Here is a 14,802-nt window from a genome sequence, read left to right on the forward strand (position 1 = left end):
AATCTCGGGGCAGAAACCAGTTCGGCCGCGGAATCGAAACCGGAGGTGACTGGCCATGGAGAAGTTCGTCTACGACTTCGCCGAGGGCAACAAGGATCTCAAGGATCTGCTCGGTGGAAAGGGCGCCAATCTCGCGGAGATGACGAACCTCGGCCTGCCCGTCCCGGCCGGCTTCACGATCACCACCGTGGCGTGTCAGCGGTACCTCGCCGACGGCGCTCACGTCGAGGGTCTTTCCTCCCAAATCGATGATCATCTGACCGCGCTGGAGCGGGCCATGGGGCGGTCGTTGGGGGACCCCACTGATCCGCTGCTCGTATCGGTGCGTTCCGGGGCCAAGTTCTCCATGCCCGGCATGATGGAGACCGTCCTCAATGTCGGGCTCAACGACGAGTCGGTCGAGGGGTTGTCGCGGCAGGCGGGCGGCAACGACCGCTTCGCGTGGGACTCGTACCGGCGCCTCATCCAGATGTTCGGCAAGACGGTGTGCGACGTTCCCGGCCACGAGTTCGAGGACGCGCTGCACGACGCTAAGGTGAAAAAGGGCGTGAAGGACGACGTCCAGCTCGACGCCGACGATCTCAAGGAGCTCGTCTCGGCGTACAAGAAAGTCTTCGCCAAACACACCGGGCACGAATTCCCGCAGAACCCCCGCGAACAGATGGATCTGGCCATCGCGGCCGTCTTCCGATCGTGGAACGCGGACCGGGCCGTGCTCTACCGGCGGCAGGAGCGGATTCCGGCCGACCTGGGCACGGCCGTCAATGTGGTGGCCATGGTCTTCGGCAATCTCGGCGCCGATTCCGGCACCGGCGTCGCATTCACGCGTGACCCGGCGACCGGCGAGAGCGGCATCTACGGCGACTACCTGCAGAACGCCCAGGGCGAGGATGTGGTCGCGGGCATTCGCAACACGGTCCCGTTGCAGGACCTCGAGAAGATCGACAAGAGGTCGTACGACGAGCTGCTCGCCATCATGGCCCGGCTCGAGGGGCACTACCACGATCTGTGCGACATCGAGTTCACCATCGAACGCGGCAAGCTGTGGATGCTGCAGACCCGCGTCGGCAAGCGGACGGCGGCGGCCGCCTTCACCATCGCGGCCCAGCTGGTCGACGAGGGCATGATCGACCTGGACGAGGCGCTCACCCGGGTCTCGGGCGGTCAACTGGGCCAGCTCATGTTCCCCCGGTTCGACCTGTCGGACTCGCCGTCGGCGATCACCCGCGGTGTCGGCGCGTCACCGGGAGCGGCCTCGGGCGAGGTCGTCTTCACGGCGGCGGCCGCGGTCGCGGCGGCTGCCGAGGGCAAATCGGTCATTCTCGTACGCCGGGAGACGAACCCCGACGACCTGCCGGGCATGATCGCGGCGCAGGGCATTCTCACCTCCCGCGGCGGCAAGACGTCACACGCGGCGGTGGTGGCCCGCGGCATGGGCAAGACGTGCGTGTGCGGCGCCGACGAGATGGAGGTCGGCCGCGACCAGTTCACGGTGAACGGCCAGGTGGTCCACGAGGGCGACACGGTGTCGATCGACGGGACGACCGGTCGCGTCTACCTGGGCGAGGTGCCGGTGCAGCCGTCCGAGGTGGTGCAGTACTTCGAGGGCGACCTCGACCCGGCCCTGGCCAACGAGCCGCTGGTGGCGGCGGTGCACCTGCTGATGACGCACGCGGACTCCCAGGCGGCCCTGAAGGTGCGGACGAACGCGGACACGGGCGCCGACGCGGCCCGGGCGCGCCGTTTCGGCGCCCGGGGGATCGGGCTGTGCCGCACGGAGCACATGTTCCTGGGCGACCGCCGCCCCCTGGTGGAGCGGTTGATCCTGGCCCGGACGGACGCCGAGCGCAACGACGCGCTGGGCGCACTCCAGCCGTTGCAGCGGGCGGACTTCCTGGACATTTTCCGCGAGATGAACGGCCTGCCGGTCACGGTGCGGCTGATCGACCCGCCGTTGCACGAGTTCCTGCCGTCCTTGGAGGACCTGGCCGTGCAGGTGGCGGTGGCGAAGGAGCGCGGCGAGGAGGCCGAGTACGACGAGCGGATGCTGGCGGCGGTGCGGCGCATGCACGAGTCGAACCCGATGCTGGGCCTGCGCGGCGTCCGTCTCGGCCTGGTGATCCCCGGCCTGTTCGCGATGCAGGTGCGCGCGATCGCGGAGGCGGCGGTGGCGCTGGCGGCCGAGGGCGGCCACCCCCGCCCCGAGATCATGGTGCCGCTGGTCGGCGCGGTGCAGGAACTGGAGACGGTCCGCGCCGAAGCCGAGAAGATCCTCGCGGAGGTGGTCGGCTCCTCGGGCGTCGAGGTCCTGATCGGCACGATGATCGAGGTGCCGAGGGCGGCGCTGACGGCCGGCCAGATCGCGGAGGCGGCCGAGTTCTTCTCGTTCGGCACGAACGACCTGACCCAGATGGGCTGGGGTTTCTCCCGCGACGACGTGGAGGGCGCGTTCTTCTGGCGCTACCTGGAGCTGGGCATCTTCGGCATCTCCCCGTTCGAGTCGATCGACCGCGACGGCGTGGGCCGGCTGGTCCGCATCGCGGCCGACGAGGGCCGGGCGACCCGCCCCGGCTTGAAGCTGGGCGTCTGCGGCGAACACGGCGGCGACCCGGAGTCGGTGCACTTCTTCCACGAGGTGGGCCTGGACTACGTGTCCTGCTCCCCGTTCCGGGTGCCGATCGCCCGCTTGGAGGCGGGCCGCGCCGCGGTGACATCGGCCGGTTCCGATCACCGCTGAGTTTCACGACCGGGTAAACCTCACCTTCCGGCGGACTTTCGCCGGGGGTGGGGTCTAGCGTCAGCCGGGACAGGCCTTCACAGCCAAAGGAGTCCGCGATGGCATCCCGGCTCAACCCCTACCTGATCTTCGACGGCAAGGCCCGAGAGGCACTCGACTTCTACAAGTCGGTCTTCGGCGGCGACCTGACCATGAACACGTACGGCGAGTTCGGCGCCCCCGACCCCGCGACAGCGGACCGCATCATGCACGGCCGCTTGGAGACCCCGCAGGGCTACACCATCATGGGCGCCGACGCCCCGCCCGGAACGGCCACGGCCCCCGGCACCTCGGTCGTGTGCAGCCTGTCCGGCGACACGGGCGAGGGACTGGAGGACACCTGGTCGAAGCTGGCCGACGGCGCCGAGATCGACGTCCCCTTCGAGAAGCAGATGTGGGGCGACACGTTCGGCCAGCTCAAGGACAGGTACGGCATCCACTGGATGGTCAACGTGACAGCCCAGTAGCCCGCCCCGTCAGTTGTAGCCCGCCCCGTCAGTTGTAGTCCGGCGGCGGCGGATCGAAATCGTAGTCGAAGTCGTCCGGCGGCTCCTCGCTGAAGTCGAACGGATAAGCCTCATCCACGGCTGGCCGAGGTGCGGCGGCGGGCCGGGGTGCGGCGGCGGGCCGGGGTGCGGCGGCGGGCCGGGGTGCGGCGGCGGGCCGGGGTGCGGCAGTGGGCGGGGGCGCGGCGGCAGGCTGGGGCGTGGCGGCGGGGCGGGGCGCCGTCGCCGGGGCCGGCGCCGGGTCGTCGCCGAAGCGGGACGCGATGCGGGCGGCCGGAGCGGGCGGCGCGGCGGGAGTCGCGGGTGCGCTCGGGGCGCCGTCGCCCTGCAGCGTATCCAGCACCTGCTGACCGAATTTGGCCAGCTTGCTCTGGCCGACGCCGCTCACCGTGCCCAGCTCGGCCAGGGTCGAGGGGTTGAGCGCGGCGATCGCCCGCAGCGTGGCGTCGTGGAAGATGACGTACGCGGGCATCCCCTGCTCTTTCGCCGTCGCCCCTCGCCACGCTCGCAGGCGCTCGAAGACCGAGGTGGCGGCGGGGGACAGGTCGGCCGCCGGGGCCGCGCCGGCCGCGCGCTGTTTCGGGGCGCGGGTCTTGACCGGCGCCACCTCACGGCGCATCGCGACCTTCGCCTGGCCGCGGAGGACCTCCGCGCTGCTCTCGGTGAGCACCAACGTGCCGTACTCACCCTCGACGGCCAGATGGCCCGCGGCCAGAAGCTTTCGCACGACGCCGCGCCACTCGGTCTCGCGCAGCTCGGTGCCGATGCCGAAGACCGAGAGCTGGTCGTGGCGGAACTGCTTGATCTTGTCGGTCTGCTTGCCGACCAGGATGTCGATGGACTGGCCGGCGCCGAATTTCTGGCCCCGCTCGCGCTGCAGCCGCAGAACCGTCGACAGCAGTTTCTGCGCGGCCACGGTGGCGTCCCACGACTCCGGCGGCGCCAGGCAGGTGTCGCAGTTGCCGCAACTCTCGCCGGACTGCTCCTGACCGAAATAGGCCAGCAGCTCGGACCGGCGGCACGAAACCGTCTCGCAGAGGGCGAGCATGGCGTCGAGGTGTTTCGAGGCATTGCGCCGGAAGTTGACGTCTCCGTCCGAGCTCTCGATCATCTTGCGCTGCTGGACCACGTCCTGCAGCCCGTACGCCAACCAGGCCGTCGACGGCTGACCGTCGCGCCCCGCCCGGCCCGTCTCCTGGTAGTAACCCTCGACCGATTTGGGCAGATCGAGGTGGGCGACGAAGCGTACGTCCGGTTTGTCGATGCCCATGCCGAACGCGATGGTCGCCACCATGACCAGGCCGTCCTCACGCAGGAAGCGGGACTGGTTGGCCGCGCGGACCCGGTTGTCGAGACCCGCGTGGTAGGGCAGCGCGGTGATGCCGTTCTGGTTGAGGAACTCGGCGACCTTTTCCACCGAGGCGCGCGAGAGGCAGTAGATGATGCCGGAGTCGCCCGGGTGCTCGGTGCGCAGCAGGTCGAGCAGCTGCTTGCGCGGCTCGTTCTTCGGCACGATGCGGTATTGGATGTTGGGCCGGTCGAAGCTCGCGGTGAAGTGGCGGGCGTCGTCGAGGCGCAGGCGGGTCGCGATCTCCTCGCGGGTGGCGCTGGTGGCCGTCGCGGTCAGGGCGATGCGCGGCACGTCGGGCCAGCGCTCGTGCAGCATCGACAGGCCGAGGTAGTCGGGGCGGAAGTCGTGACCCCACTGGGAGACGCAGTGCGCCTCGTCGATGGCGAACAGGGAGATCTTGCCGCGGTCGAGCAGCCGCTGGGTGGCCGCGACGCCCAGGCCCTCGGGCGCGACATAGAGAAGGTCGAGCTCGCCGTTGACGAACTCGGCCTCGACCAGGCGGCGCTCGTCGTAGTCCTGCGCCGAGTTGAGGAAGCCGGCCCGCACGCCCAGCGTGCGCAGGGCGTCGACCTGGTCCTGCATGAGGGCGATGAGCGGCGAGATCACCACGCCCGTGCCCGGCCGGACCAGCGCCGGGATCTGGTAGCACAGCGACTTGCCGCCGCCGGTGGGCATGAGCACCAGCGCGTCGCCACCGTCGACGACATGCTCGATGATCTCGCGCTGCTGCCCACGGAAGTCGGGGTAGCCGAAGACGCGATTGAGGACGTCGTAGGCGGGAGTCGGTGGCGAAGTCACGAAGCGATATTAGAGAGGTCGTACGACAATCCGCTCGGGCCCTGTGGACAAAAATCGGCCCTGTGGACAACTCAAGGGATCAACGCCACGAGTGCCAGAATCGTCTGTGCCGGTGACCCCGGCGGCGCGACGAGACTCAGCGGCGCTCCTTGAGCCGCGTGCTGAGCCGCGACGTGGTGCAGCGCGGAGACCCCGGCGCTGGACAAATGCGTCACCGTTGACAACTCCACAGTGAGAGGCACAGTTCCACCCCGGCTGCGCCGCAGCAGCTCGCGCCGGGCGAGCGACGCCGTCTCGAAGTCGAGCGGCCCTTCCACCCGTACGTGTGCCTCGTCGTCACCCGCCTGCTCGACGATGCGGAACCCGACCGCGGCCGGCGCCGAGGGCGGGGTCGCGGAGTCGCTCATGTCCAGCAGCCGGGCCGGGCGGGTCAGCGGCTGCCGGATCCGCGCGACCGTGCCCTCCGTGTCGTGCGTCACGGTCAGGTTCTCGACCAGCTGGGAGGTCAGAGCCAGTCCCCGCCCGCGGTTCTCCTGCCGCGAGGGCTCCCGCCATTTGCCCCGGTCGGTCACGACCGCCTCGATCGCGCCCGAGGCCGTCAGCGAGGCCGTCACCGTCACCATCGACCCCTCGGCCGCGGCCGCGTGCTCGACCGCGTTGGTCATCAACTCGCCGAGAGCGTGCAGAAGCACGAAGACATCCTGGTCCGTGGCGCCGGCCTTGGTCAGCCACGCCCCCAGCTCATGGCGCGCACCACGAAGAACGGCCGGCTCGGCCGGCAGATCAAGGGCCAGATCTTGTACGGGGGTCACGCGCTGCACGGCGAGCAGCGTGATGTCGTCGCCGTGGCCCGTCGCGCGCACCAGAAGCTCGACGGTCTGCGTGCACACCCTTTCGGCCGGGGTGGCCTCCGGATCGCGCAGCGCCCGCCCGGCGGCGCTGTCCGCGGCGAGCTGGGCCAGCTCGGCGGCGCTCGCCGTGTGGTCGCGGCCCGGCCGCTCGAGGATGCCGTCGCTGTAGAGGAGCAGCAGATCCCCGTCCTGCAGCCGGTCGGTCATGACCGGGAAGGAGCCACCGGTGCCCAGCGGGGCGGCCCCGGTCAGGGGCAGATAACGCGTGCCGCCGGCTCCGCCGATGACCAGGGGCGCCGGATGACCGGCGGTGCAGTATTCGATCGCGCCCGAGGCGGTGTCGAGCACGACCAGGGCGACCGTCGCCGCGTGCGCCGCCGGCAGGCGGGCGGCGAAACGATCGACGGCGCCGACGGCCTCGGTGACCGAGGCGCCGGCGTAGAGGCGGTCCTGCAGGACCGCGCGGAGCTGGCCCATCACGCCGGAGGCGGCCACGCCGTGGCCGACCACATCGCCGACGATCAGGGCCAGGCGGCCGTCGGGCCGCACGATGGCGTCGAACCAGTCGCCGCCGGCCGCCGAGTCGGTGTCGGCCAGTAGGTAACTCGCCGCGATCTGGGCGCCGGGCAGGACGGGGAGCCCGGCCGGGAGCAGTTCGCGCTGGAGTGCCGTGATGACCTCACGGCTCTCCTCGTATCGGCGGCGCAGCCGCTCGGTGTCGGCGGCCGCGGCCCGCCGCTTGTGCACCGCCTCGGTGACGTCGGTGCCGATGCCGATCACGCCGCGGCGTTCGCCGTCCACGGTCCACGGGGTGATCGTGAAATCGGCGAACATCTCGTGGACCGATCCGTCCGGCATGTCCAGGTGGACCCGCCACTCACGGCCCTCGAACGGTATGCCGGTGCGGTTGACCTCGTAGTACGCGTCGACGATCTGCTGGCCGACCAGGTCGCTGATCACCTCGCGGATCGGCCGCCCGCGGTAGTCGCGGCCGGGCAGGACGGCGCGCGTGGCCCCGCTCAGCAGGAGCACCTGGAGATCGGGGCCTTCGCACACGGCCAGGATGAACGGCACCTGGTCGACCGCGGTGAGAATGAGCTCGGGGTCGTCCGCCATCCCCACATGGTGCCGGATGACCCCGGGCATCAGTTACTCGGCAAGGGGTAGCTCGATCGTGTGAGCCGTGTGCGACGCCTTGGTCGCCAGATAACGGACATTGGTCGGGGACATGTGGACCCCGGTCGGGATCCGTTGGGTCACATCGATCCCGTTCTTCTCGAGTTGCAGGGCTTTGTCGGGGTTGTTGCTCAGCAGGCGGATCCGGTCGGCACCCAGGGCCAGCAGCATCTGCGCGGCCGGGGCGTAGTCGCGCTCGTCCTCACCGCGTCCCAGGGCGACGTTCGCCTCGTACGTGTCCAGGCCGGCGTCCTGGAGCGCGTAGGCGTCCAGCTTGGCGTACAGGCCGATGCCGCGGCCCTCCTGGCGCAGGTAGAGCAGGATGCCGCCCTGCTCGGCGATCCGCTCCACGGCCTCGCGCAGCTGCGGGCCGCAATCGCAGCGCTGGCTGCCGAAGACGTCACCGGTCAGGCACTCGCTGTGCGGGCGCACGAGCGGGGCGCGACCGCCCGCGGCGGACTTCTTCAGAGCCCTCTGCCAGTCGCCCAGGCCGAGGGCGAGGTGCTCCTTGCCGTCGACGAGGCCGTCGAAGGTCATCACCCGGGCCGGCGTCGCGTATCCGTCTCCGAACCGCAGCGGAACGGTCACCTGCTGCCGCACCGTGGCTTCTATCATCGGTCCTCCTCGTTGGTTCCCCGTTGATCGCTATACCCGCCGCCGGAGTCACCGCACCGCAACAGATTGCGAACGTGCCAGTAATCGTGTCCCGGATTATCTTGGACGCAACTGTTCGGCCAGGGTGACGATGGTCGCTCGACGGGAGGCGTCATCGGTGGTTGAGCGTCCTTACACGTTGCTGAGCTGCGGCATGTCCATCGACGGCTACCTCGATGACGCGGCGCAGGAGCGGCTCCTGCTGTCCAACGAGGCCGATTTCGACCGTGTCGATGAGGTTCGTGCCGGTTGTGACGCGATCCTCGTCGGGGCCGCGACGATCCGGCAGGACGATCCGCGCCTGCTGGTCCGCTCGGCCGAGCGGCGGGCGGCCCGGGTCGCGCGGGGCGAGTCGCCCAACCCGATCAAGGTCACCGTGACCGGCAGCTGCGCGATCGATCCCGGCGCCCAGTTCTTCACCGTGGGCGAAGTGGACAAAATCGTCTATTGTGCTTCGCCGGCGGTCGAATCGGCCCGGGCCAAGCTCGGCGACGTCGCCACCGTCGTGGACGGCGGCGAGCCGGTCGACCTGCACCTGGTCACGGCCGACCTGACCGCCCGGGGTGTGCGCCGGCTGATGGTCGAGGGCGGTGGGCGGATGCACACCCAGTTCCTCACCGCCGGGCTGGCCGACGAGTTGCAGCTCGTGGTCGCGCCGTTCTTCGTGGGCGACTCGCGGGCGCCGCGGTTCGTCACCGACGGCGACTTCCCCTGGGGGCCGGGGCGCCGCGCCGCCCTGGCCGAGGTGCGCCAGATCGGTGACGTGGTGCTGCTGCGCTACGCCCTCTCGGACCGCTTCCAGCCGGCCTGAGCGGGCCGTGAGACGGGGCCCGCGGCCCGGGCGGGGCCACGGGCCGCGGCGTAAGAGCCAAGCCACGCAGGGCCGCCCTCAGGCGCCGGTGCGCGCCAGCTCGCGCCCGAGCAGCATCTCCGGCGCGATCGGGGCGGCCGAGACGAGTACCGGCAGGGCGGGCGCCGGGGAGACGGGCGCCGGCAGGGCAGGTGCCGGGGAGACGGGCACCTGCAGGGCGGGCGCCGCGGCGACCCGGACGGCGCGGCGCAGGGCGATCGACGTGCGCAGGCCGGCGGTGGCGCGGACCAGGAGCACGGCCGCGCCGGGCAGGGCGGCCACGAAGGCGAAGACGCCGTAGACGACGGCCGTGGTCAGGCCCTGGGTGGCGCTGAGACCGGCGGCGCCGAAGGCCCAGGCCGTCACGGCCTCGCGGGGGCCCCAGCCGCCGATGTTCAGGGGCAGCGACATGGCCAGCAGGGCCAGCAGCATCAACGGGGCCAGGCGCAGCAGGGACGCGTCCGAGCCGGCGGCCCGGGCCGCCACCACGAAGGTCGCCAGGTGGCCGACCAGAACGACCGTCGAGGCCAGCGTGACGCCCCGCCAGTTGCGGCGCGACAGCAGGCCGGTGCGGATCTCGGCGGCGCCGGTGCGGACGGCCGAGGCGACCCGCGAGCCACCCTGGCGCAGCTTGCGGACGGCCAGCAGCAGGATCACGCCCGCGGCGGCCAGCGCGGCCACGACCACCGCGACGGTGGCGCCGTGCCGGGAGAGGGCGGTCAGGACGGGGGACGGGACGGTGAGCAGCACCGTCACGCCCACACCGATCAGGACCAGTTGGCCGGCCGTGCGCTCCAGGACCACGGCCCGCACGCTCTTGGCGACGTCACCCTCGTCGCGGCCGTGGGTGACCGCCCGGTCGACGTCGCCGAGCACGCCGCCGGGCAGGGCCGCGTTCAGGAAGAGAGCCTTGTAGTAGTCGGCGATCGCGCCGCCCAGCGAGAGCCGCAGGCCCAGGCCGCGGGCCACCAGGCACCAGCGCCAGGCGCTGAAGACCGTCGTCACCACGCCGATGCCGAATGCCAGGGCGAGCAACGGGCCGTCGATCACCCGCAGGCCGTCGAGGAAGGCGCCGGTGCCGAGCCGCCACAGGAGGAAGCCGAGGATCCCGGCCCCTCCCAGGATCCGCAGCCACACCCAGATCGATCGCGTCACTTCGCCGTCCCCTTCGATAGCCCGTCTTTCCCCTAGTACGCCGGGGCGGGCACAAAGGGTTCAGCCGAAGATCGCTAAAAGATCGACATGTCCGACCGACACGCTCGGCAAGTCACCCAGACGGGCGGCCAGATAGTCGTCCAGGGCGAGCTCCGGCTCCTGCTCGCGGGCGGCGCCGACCCAGCCGCGCAGCCACTCCGCGGTCAGTTCCGGGTGCTCCGGGCCGAGCTGCCACGGGCTCGGCCGGGTGACCACGCTCGCGCCCGCTTTCTCAAAGGCTTCGGCCGCGTACGCCGGCGCGTCCGGCCCGAGAAGCCGGCGGCCACCCTCGACCCGGCGCTGGTGCGCGTTGAACGCGGCCTCGACCTGCCGGTCCTCCGGCCGTGCGGGATCCAGCGTGACCTCACCGGCCACCGACAGCGTGAACAGCGCCGACGTCCCGGCGGCGGCCAGGGCGGCCACCAGCGAGTCGATCTCGTCCTCGGTGAGCAGGTCGAGCAGGGCCGAGCAGGTCACCAGGTCGGTGCCCGCCAGGTCCTCGGCGGTCAGCGCCGTGACGTCGCCGAGGGCGCCCTCGACGGTGACGCCGGGCAGCCGCAGGTGCGAGGTCGCGTAGTGCAGCAGCTTGGGATCGCGGTCGGCCAGGATCCAGTGCTGCGGGGTGGGCAGCCGGGGAGCGAGCCAGCGGCCCAGCGAGCCGGTGCCGCAGCCGAGGTCGCGGATCACGTGGATCGGCTGGGGGAGCCGTTCGACCAGGCCGGCCGCGCGGGCGCCGGCGTCGGCCGGCTCACGCAGCCCCAGCCACGACTCGCTGAACTCACCGGTCATGCGGACTCTCCTTCGATCGACGGAGCCGCGGCCCGGGTGGCGGGCGACGGCGGGACTGGGGGCATGGCGTCGAGGATCTCGGTGACGCGCTCGGCCGTGGCCGTCCAGGTCGGGAGGGTCTCTCGCCGCTGGAGGGCGGCCGCGCGCAAGGAGGCGCGCAACGCGGGGTCGGTGAGCCAGCCGCGCAGGGCGGTGGCCAGGGCCGTGCGGTCCTCGGGCGGCACGAGCATGCCGGGCAGGCCCAGAGCAGTGGTGCCCAGGGCCTCGGGCACGCCGCCGACGGCGGTGGCCAGCACCGGGATGCCGCGGGCCAGGGCCTCGGTGACCACCATGCCGTACGTCTCGTTGCGCGACGGCAGGACGAAGAGGTCGGTGTTCGCGTAGGCGGCGTCCAGGTCGGCGCCGGCCAGCGGGCCCACGAACTGGATGCGGCCGCTCAGATACGGAACCGGATTGATGAGTGCGCCGGCAAACGTGCACTTCCAGGACAGGCCCGGCAGGTCGTTCTCGAGGGCGCCGACCAGCAGGTCCTGGCCCTTGCGGGGAGAGACCGAGGCGACGCAGAGCAGGCGGTGGCCGTCGGGGTGCGGCTCCGCGACGGGGAACCGGCCCACGCCGGGGGCGGCGACCTCCACCCGCGGCAGGTCGTGCATGGCGGCCACGTGCGCGGCGGCGGCCTCGCTGGTGGCGATCACCGTGGTGGCCAGGCGCAGGGCGGCGCGCTCCTTCGCCCTCAGGTCCGTGGCCTGCTCGGCGGTCAGGCCGGTCTCGTCGCTCAGCGGCAGGTGCACGAGCACGGCCATGCGCAGCCGGCCGGCGTGCGGCGCCAGCAACTCGGGCACCCCGCAGCCGACCAGGCCGTCGACGAGCACCAGGGCGCCGTCGGGGATGTCGGCCAGCGCCCACTGCAGGGCGCGCCGGGAGGCCGGGCTCGGCGACGGCCACGTGCCGCCTATCGCCAGCTCGTGGACGTCCCGGTGGAGGCGGCACAGGACCGCCCGGTCGTAGCGGTTGCCACCGCTCGGTGCCGCCGGGTCGTCGATCCCGCCCGGCAGCACCGCCCAGAGAGGTGGTGAGCTCACAGATCGCGCTCGTACGAGGCCCATGCGATGTGCGACTCGTGCAGGGTGACCGAGATGCCGGTCAGCCCGGCCGCGCCCGGGCCCAGGTCGCCGGCGGCGACCTTGTCGGCCAGGCGGTCGGCGATCACCTTGGCCAGGAACTCGGTCGAGGTGTTGACGCCCTTGAACGCCGGGTCGTCGTCGAGGTTCTGGTAGCTGAGCCCGCCGCAGATCGCGTGCAGCTCCTCGCTCGCCCGGCCGATGTCGACGACGATGTTGTCGTCGTCCAGCTCGGGCCGGCGGAACGTGGCGTCCACCACGAAGGTCGCGCCGTGCAGCTTCTGGGCCGGTCCGAAGACCTCACCCGAGAAACTGTGGGCGATCATGATGTGGTCGCGGACGGTGACGCTGAACAAGATCAGCTCCTCCTCAGTTGTAGTCGATCACGTGGCAGAGTGCCGGAAGGCTACCGTCGGCCAGGCGCGGCATGATCGCGGGCAGGTCCCCGAACGGGGACCGGCCACTGATCAGCGCCTCGAACCGGTCGTCGCGGAGCAGATCGAGCGAGAGGGCGAGCCGGTCGGCGTACGAGCGGCGGTGATCCGGCCGGATGCCGCCCACCTGGCTGCCCCGCACGGTCAGGCGCCGCGAGTGGAAGAACTCGCCCAGGGGCACGTCCACCCGCTTGTCGCCGTACCAGCTCAGCTCCACGACGGTGCCCTCGTGGGCGAGCAGTTCCAGCGAACGTTTCAATCCGGCCGCCGACGCGCTGGCGTGGATCACCAGATCGCAGTCGCCCAGGGCCTCGTCGGGGGAGGCGAAGGGCACGCCCAGCCGCTCGGCCAGGGCGGCACGGGCCGGATCGATGTCCACGAGCTGGAGACGTACCCCCGGAAAGCGGGAGAGAATCGCCGCGGCCGAACCACCGACCATGCCCGCGCCGACCACCGCGACGCGATCGCCGATGAGCGGGGCCGCGTCCCAGAGGGCGTTGACGGCGGTCTCGACGGTGCCGGCCAGCACGGCGCGATCGGCGGGGACGTCCTCGGGGACGACGGTGACCGACGACACGGGGACCACGAAGCGGGTCTGGTGCGGGAAGAGGCTGAAGACCGTACGGCCGAGAAGGTCGTCCGGTCCTTGTTCGACGACGCCGACGTTGAGGTAGCCGTATTTGACCGGGGCAGGGAAGTCGCCTTCCTGGAACGGCGCGCGCATCGACGGCCACTGGCTCTCGGGCACCCGGCCGGTGAACACCAGCGTCTCGGTTCCCCTGCTCACGCCGGTGTGGAGGGTGCGCACGAGCACCTCGTCCGGTCCGGGTTCGCGCACCTGCGCCGGGCGGATCTCGCCCCGGCCGGCCTCGGCGAGCCAGAACGCTTCCGCGTCACCCGACATGCGTTGATCCCTTCAGCGGCTGAACCGTTCGCCGGTTCCGCTCGTGTAAAGCGCTGACGACGGCAACCATACGCGGCGGCCGATCTTGTGAACGGGAGGAGCCACGGTGACCCTCAGTACCGCGGAAGCAGCGGCAGGCCCCTCGCGCGGGCCGGTTCTCGGCCTCGCCGCCCAGCTCGCCCTGCTGGCCCTGCTGGGCAGCACCCTCGGACTCACGGCCGGCGGTCTGGTCGCCGGCGCGGCGTACGGCCTGGTCCTGTGCGCCCTGCTCGGCGCCGGGCTCGGCCGGGCCGGAATGACGCAGCTCGGCGCGGCCAACTCGGTCACCCTGAGCCGCGCGATCCTGGTCGGCGGCGTCACCGCGATGGTGGTGACCTCCTTCACCCACCCGGTCAGCACCCCGGCCCTGGTGGCGATCGCGGGCGTGGCACTCGCCCTCGACGGCGTGGACGGGCAGGTGGCGCGCCGCACCAACACGACGACGGCGCTCGGCGCGCGGTTCGACATGGAGATCGACGCGTTCCTGATCCTGGTCCTGAGCGTCTACGCGGGCGACCGCTACGGCTGGTGGTGGGTCGCGATCGGCGCCTTCCGCTACGCGTTCGTGGCGGCGGCCTGGGCGTGGCCGTGGCTCAACGCGGCGCTGCCGCCCCGCTTCTCCCGCAAGGTGGTCGCGGCCGTCCAGGGCGTCGCGCTGGCCCTGGTCACCGCCGGTTTCCTGCCCGCCTTCGGCGCGGTCGCGGTGCTGGCCCTGGCCCTGGGCTCGCTGACCTGGTCCTTCGGCCTCGACGTGCACTGGCTCTACCGGGCCATGCGCGTCCGCGAGGCCGCCCGTTCTCGCTGGTCGGCTGTTACATCCCGCCGGCCGGCCTTGGCCCACTGAGGCCGGGCCGCGGATCAGCGGTCGCCGTCACCGGCGGACAGGTCGAGCTCCTCGTTGCTGATCCGCCGGCCGGCCCGTTCCCGCAGCTCGACAAGCCGCAGCCAACGCTGAGTGGGGACGAACCGCTCGCAGTCCACTTCGTCGTCCGGGTCGTCCAGCCACCACACCCATCCGCCCGCCGCCTTGCGCAGCCGATCCAGCTCGGGCATATGCGCGCTGATGTCAGCGTGCGACCAGACTGCGGGCTTGCCGTCGAGCCAGTCGGTGTACGCCCGCCAGATGTCCCATTCGCAGTCGGCCATCCAGCCCGCCGCGTACACGTCCTCGGAGATCTCGGACATGAAGTCGCGCAGAGCGGCCGCTTCGGCTCTCACCGCACCTCCCGGGCTCTCCGCTCGATCACGGTACGGACAACGTCAGCCGATACGCTCCACGCCCGTCACCTCGAACGTGCCGATGATAGGGCCGTCCTTGCTGCCGGTCAGCTGATATGTGACCTCGAACGCGGCGCGACG

General features: G+C 71.6%; 12 protein-coding genes and 1 pseudogene. 4 read left to right on the top strand and 9 right to left on the bottom strand.

The features are described 5' to 3' along the window. Window positions 1-55 precede the first annotated feature (55 nt). A complete protein-coding gene (gene ppdK / locus ACQP2X_RS23080; protein ID WP_498700138.1) occupies window positions 56-2,737 on the top strand; it encodes a pyruvate, phosphate dikinase in 2,682 nt (893 codons plus the stop codon). A 98-nt stretch (window positions 2,738-2,835) separates the two neighbouring features. Continuing rightward, a complete protein-coding gene (locus ACQP2X_RS23085; RefSeq protein ID WP_498700140.1) occupies window positions 2,836-3,243 on the top strand; it encodes a VOC family protein in 408 nt (135 codons plus the stop codon). A gap of 367 nt (window positions 3,244-3,610) precedes the next feature. Here the strand turns inward: ACQP2X_RS23085 and recQ are convergent. From recQ to ACQP2X_RS23100, 3 genes and pseudogenes are all read right to left on the bottom strand, one after another. Then, window positions 3,611-5,431: pseudogene (gene recQ, locus ACQP2X_RS23090) on the bottom strand (DNA helicase RecQ); the annotation flags it as partial. Between the two features lie 71 nt (window positions 5,432-5,502). Next, window positions 5,503-7,398 carry a SpoIIE family protein phosphatase gene (locus ACQP2X_RS23095; RefSeq protein WP_498700141.1) on the bottom strand — a complete coding sequence of 632 codons (1,896 nt, stop codon included), beginning with the start codon at window positions 7,396-7,398 and terminating at the stop codon, window positions 5,503-5,505. A 33-nt stretch (window positions 7,399-7,431) separates the two neighbouring features. After that, a complete protein-coding gene (locus ACQP2X_RS23100) occupies window positions 7,432-8,073 on the bottom strand; it encodes a GTP cyclohydrolase II (protein WP_498700143.1) in 642 nt (213 codons plus the stop codon). A 157-nt stretch (window positions 8,074-8,230) separates the two neighbouring features. On the opposite strand from ACQP2X_RS23100, the gene ACQP2X_RS23105 reads away from it, so the two are divergent. After that, window positions 8,231-8,923, top strand: coding sequence for a RibD family protein (locus ACQP2X_RS23105; RefSeq protein ID WP_498700144.1), 693 nt, complete (start codon window positions 8,231-8,233; stop codon window positions 8,921-8,923). Window positions 8,924-9,001: 78 nt separating this feature from the next. On the opposite strand, the gene ACQP2X_RS23110 is transcribed toward ACQP2X_RS23105, so the two are convergent. Genes ACQP2X_RS23110 through ACQP2X_RS23130 form a run of 5 tightly spaced genes read right to left on the bottom strand, consistent with a single transcriptional unit; the run spans window position 9,002 to window position 13,404 of the window. Beyond that, window positions 9,002-10,135, bottom strand: a complete 1,134-nt coding sequence (locus ACQP2X_RS23110; RefSeq protein WP_498701008.1) for a lysylphosphatidylglycerol synthase transmembrane domain-containing protein — start codon at window positions 10,133-10,135, stop codon at window positions 9,002-9,004. 42 nt (window positions 10,136-10,177) lie between these two features. Then, window positions 10,178-10,945: a class I SAM-dependent methyltransferase gene (locus ACQP2X_RS23115; protein ID WP_498700146.1), complete on the bottom strand. Its 768-nt coding sequence runs from the start codon at window positions 10,943-10,945 to the stop codon at window positions 10,178-10,180. Continuing rightward, window positions 10,942-12,051: a glycosyltransferase family 4 protein gene (locus ACQP2X_RS23120; RefSeq protein ID WP_498700147.1), complete on the bottom strand. Its 1,110-nt coding sequence runs from the start codon at window positions 12,049-12,051 to the stop codon at window positions 10,942-10,944. The genes ACQP2X_RS23115 and ACQP2X_RS23120 overlap by 4 nt, the downstream gene beginning before the upstream one ends. Then, the gene (locus ACQP2X_RS23125) at window positions 12,024-12,422 is read right to left on the bottom strand and encodes a 6-pyruvoyl trahydropterin synthase family protein (RefSeq protein ID WP_498700148.1); all 399 of its coding nucleotides are present in this window, start codon (window positions 12,420-12,422) and stop codon (window positions 12,024-12,026) included. The genes ACQP2X_RS23120 and ACQP2X_RS23125 overlap by 28 nt, the downstream gene beginning before the upstream one ends. 13 nt (window positions 12,423-12,435) lie before the next feature. Beyond that, window positions 12,436-13,404, bottom strand: a complete 969-nt coding sequence (locus ACQP2X_RS23130; RefSeq protein WP_498700151.1) for a zinc-dependent alcohol dehydrogenase — start codon at window positions 13,402-13,404, stop codon at window positions 12,436-12,438. 106 nt (window positions 13,405-13,510) lie between these two features. Between ACQP2X_RS23130 and ACQP2X_RS23135 the strand changes: the two genes are divergently transcribed. After that, window positions 13,511-14,287, top strand: coding sequence for a CDP-alcohol phosphatidyltransferase family protein (locus ACQP2X_RS23135; RefSeq protein WP_498700152.1), 777 nt, complete (start codon window positions 13,511-13,513; stop codon window positions 14,285-14,287). Window positions 14,288-14,301: 14 nt separating this feature from the next. Here ACQP2X_RS23135 and ACQP2X_RS23140 read toward each other — a convergent pair whose 3' ends face one another. Then, on the bottom strand, window positions 14,302-14,661 hold the full coding sequence (locus ACQP2X_RS23140) for a hypothetical protein (protein WP_498700154.1): 360 nt from the start codon (window positions 14,659-14,661) through the stop codon (window positions 14,302-14,304). Window positions 14,662-14,802: the final 141 nt, after the last annotated feature.

The sequence above is a fragment of the Actinoplanes sp. CA-131856 genome (assembly GCF_050956135.1).
In the GTDB taxonomy this organism is placed as follows: Bacteria; Actinomycetota; Actinomycetes; order Mycobacteriales; family Micromonosporaceae; genus Actinoplanes.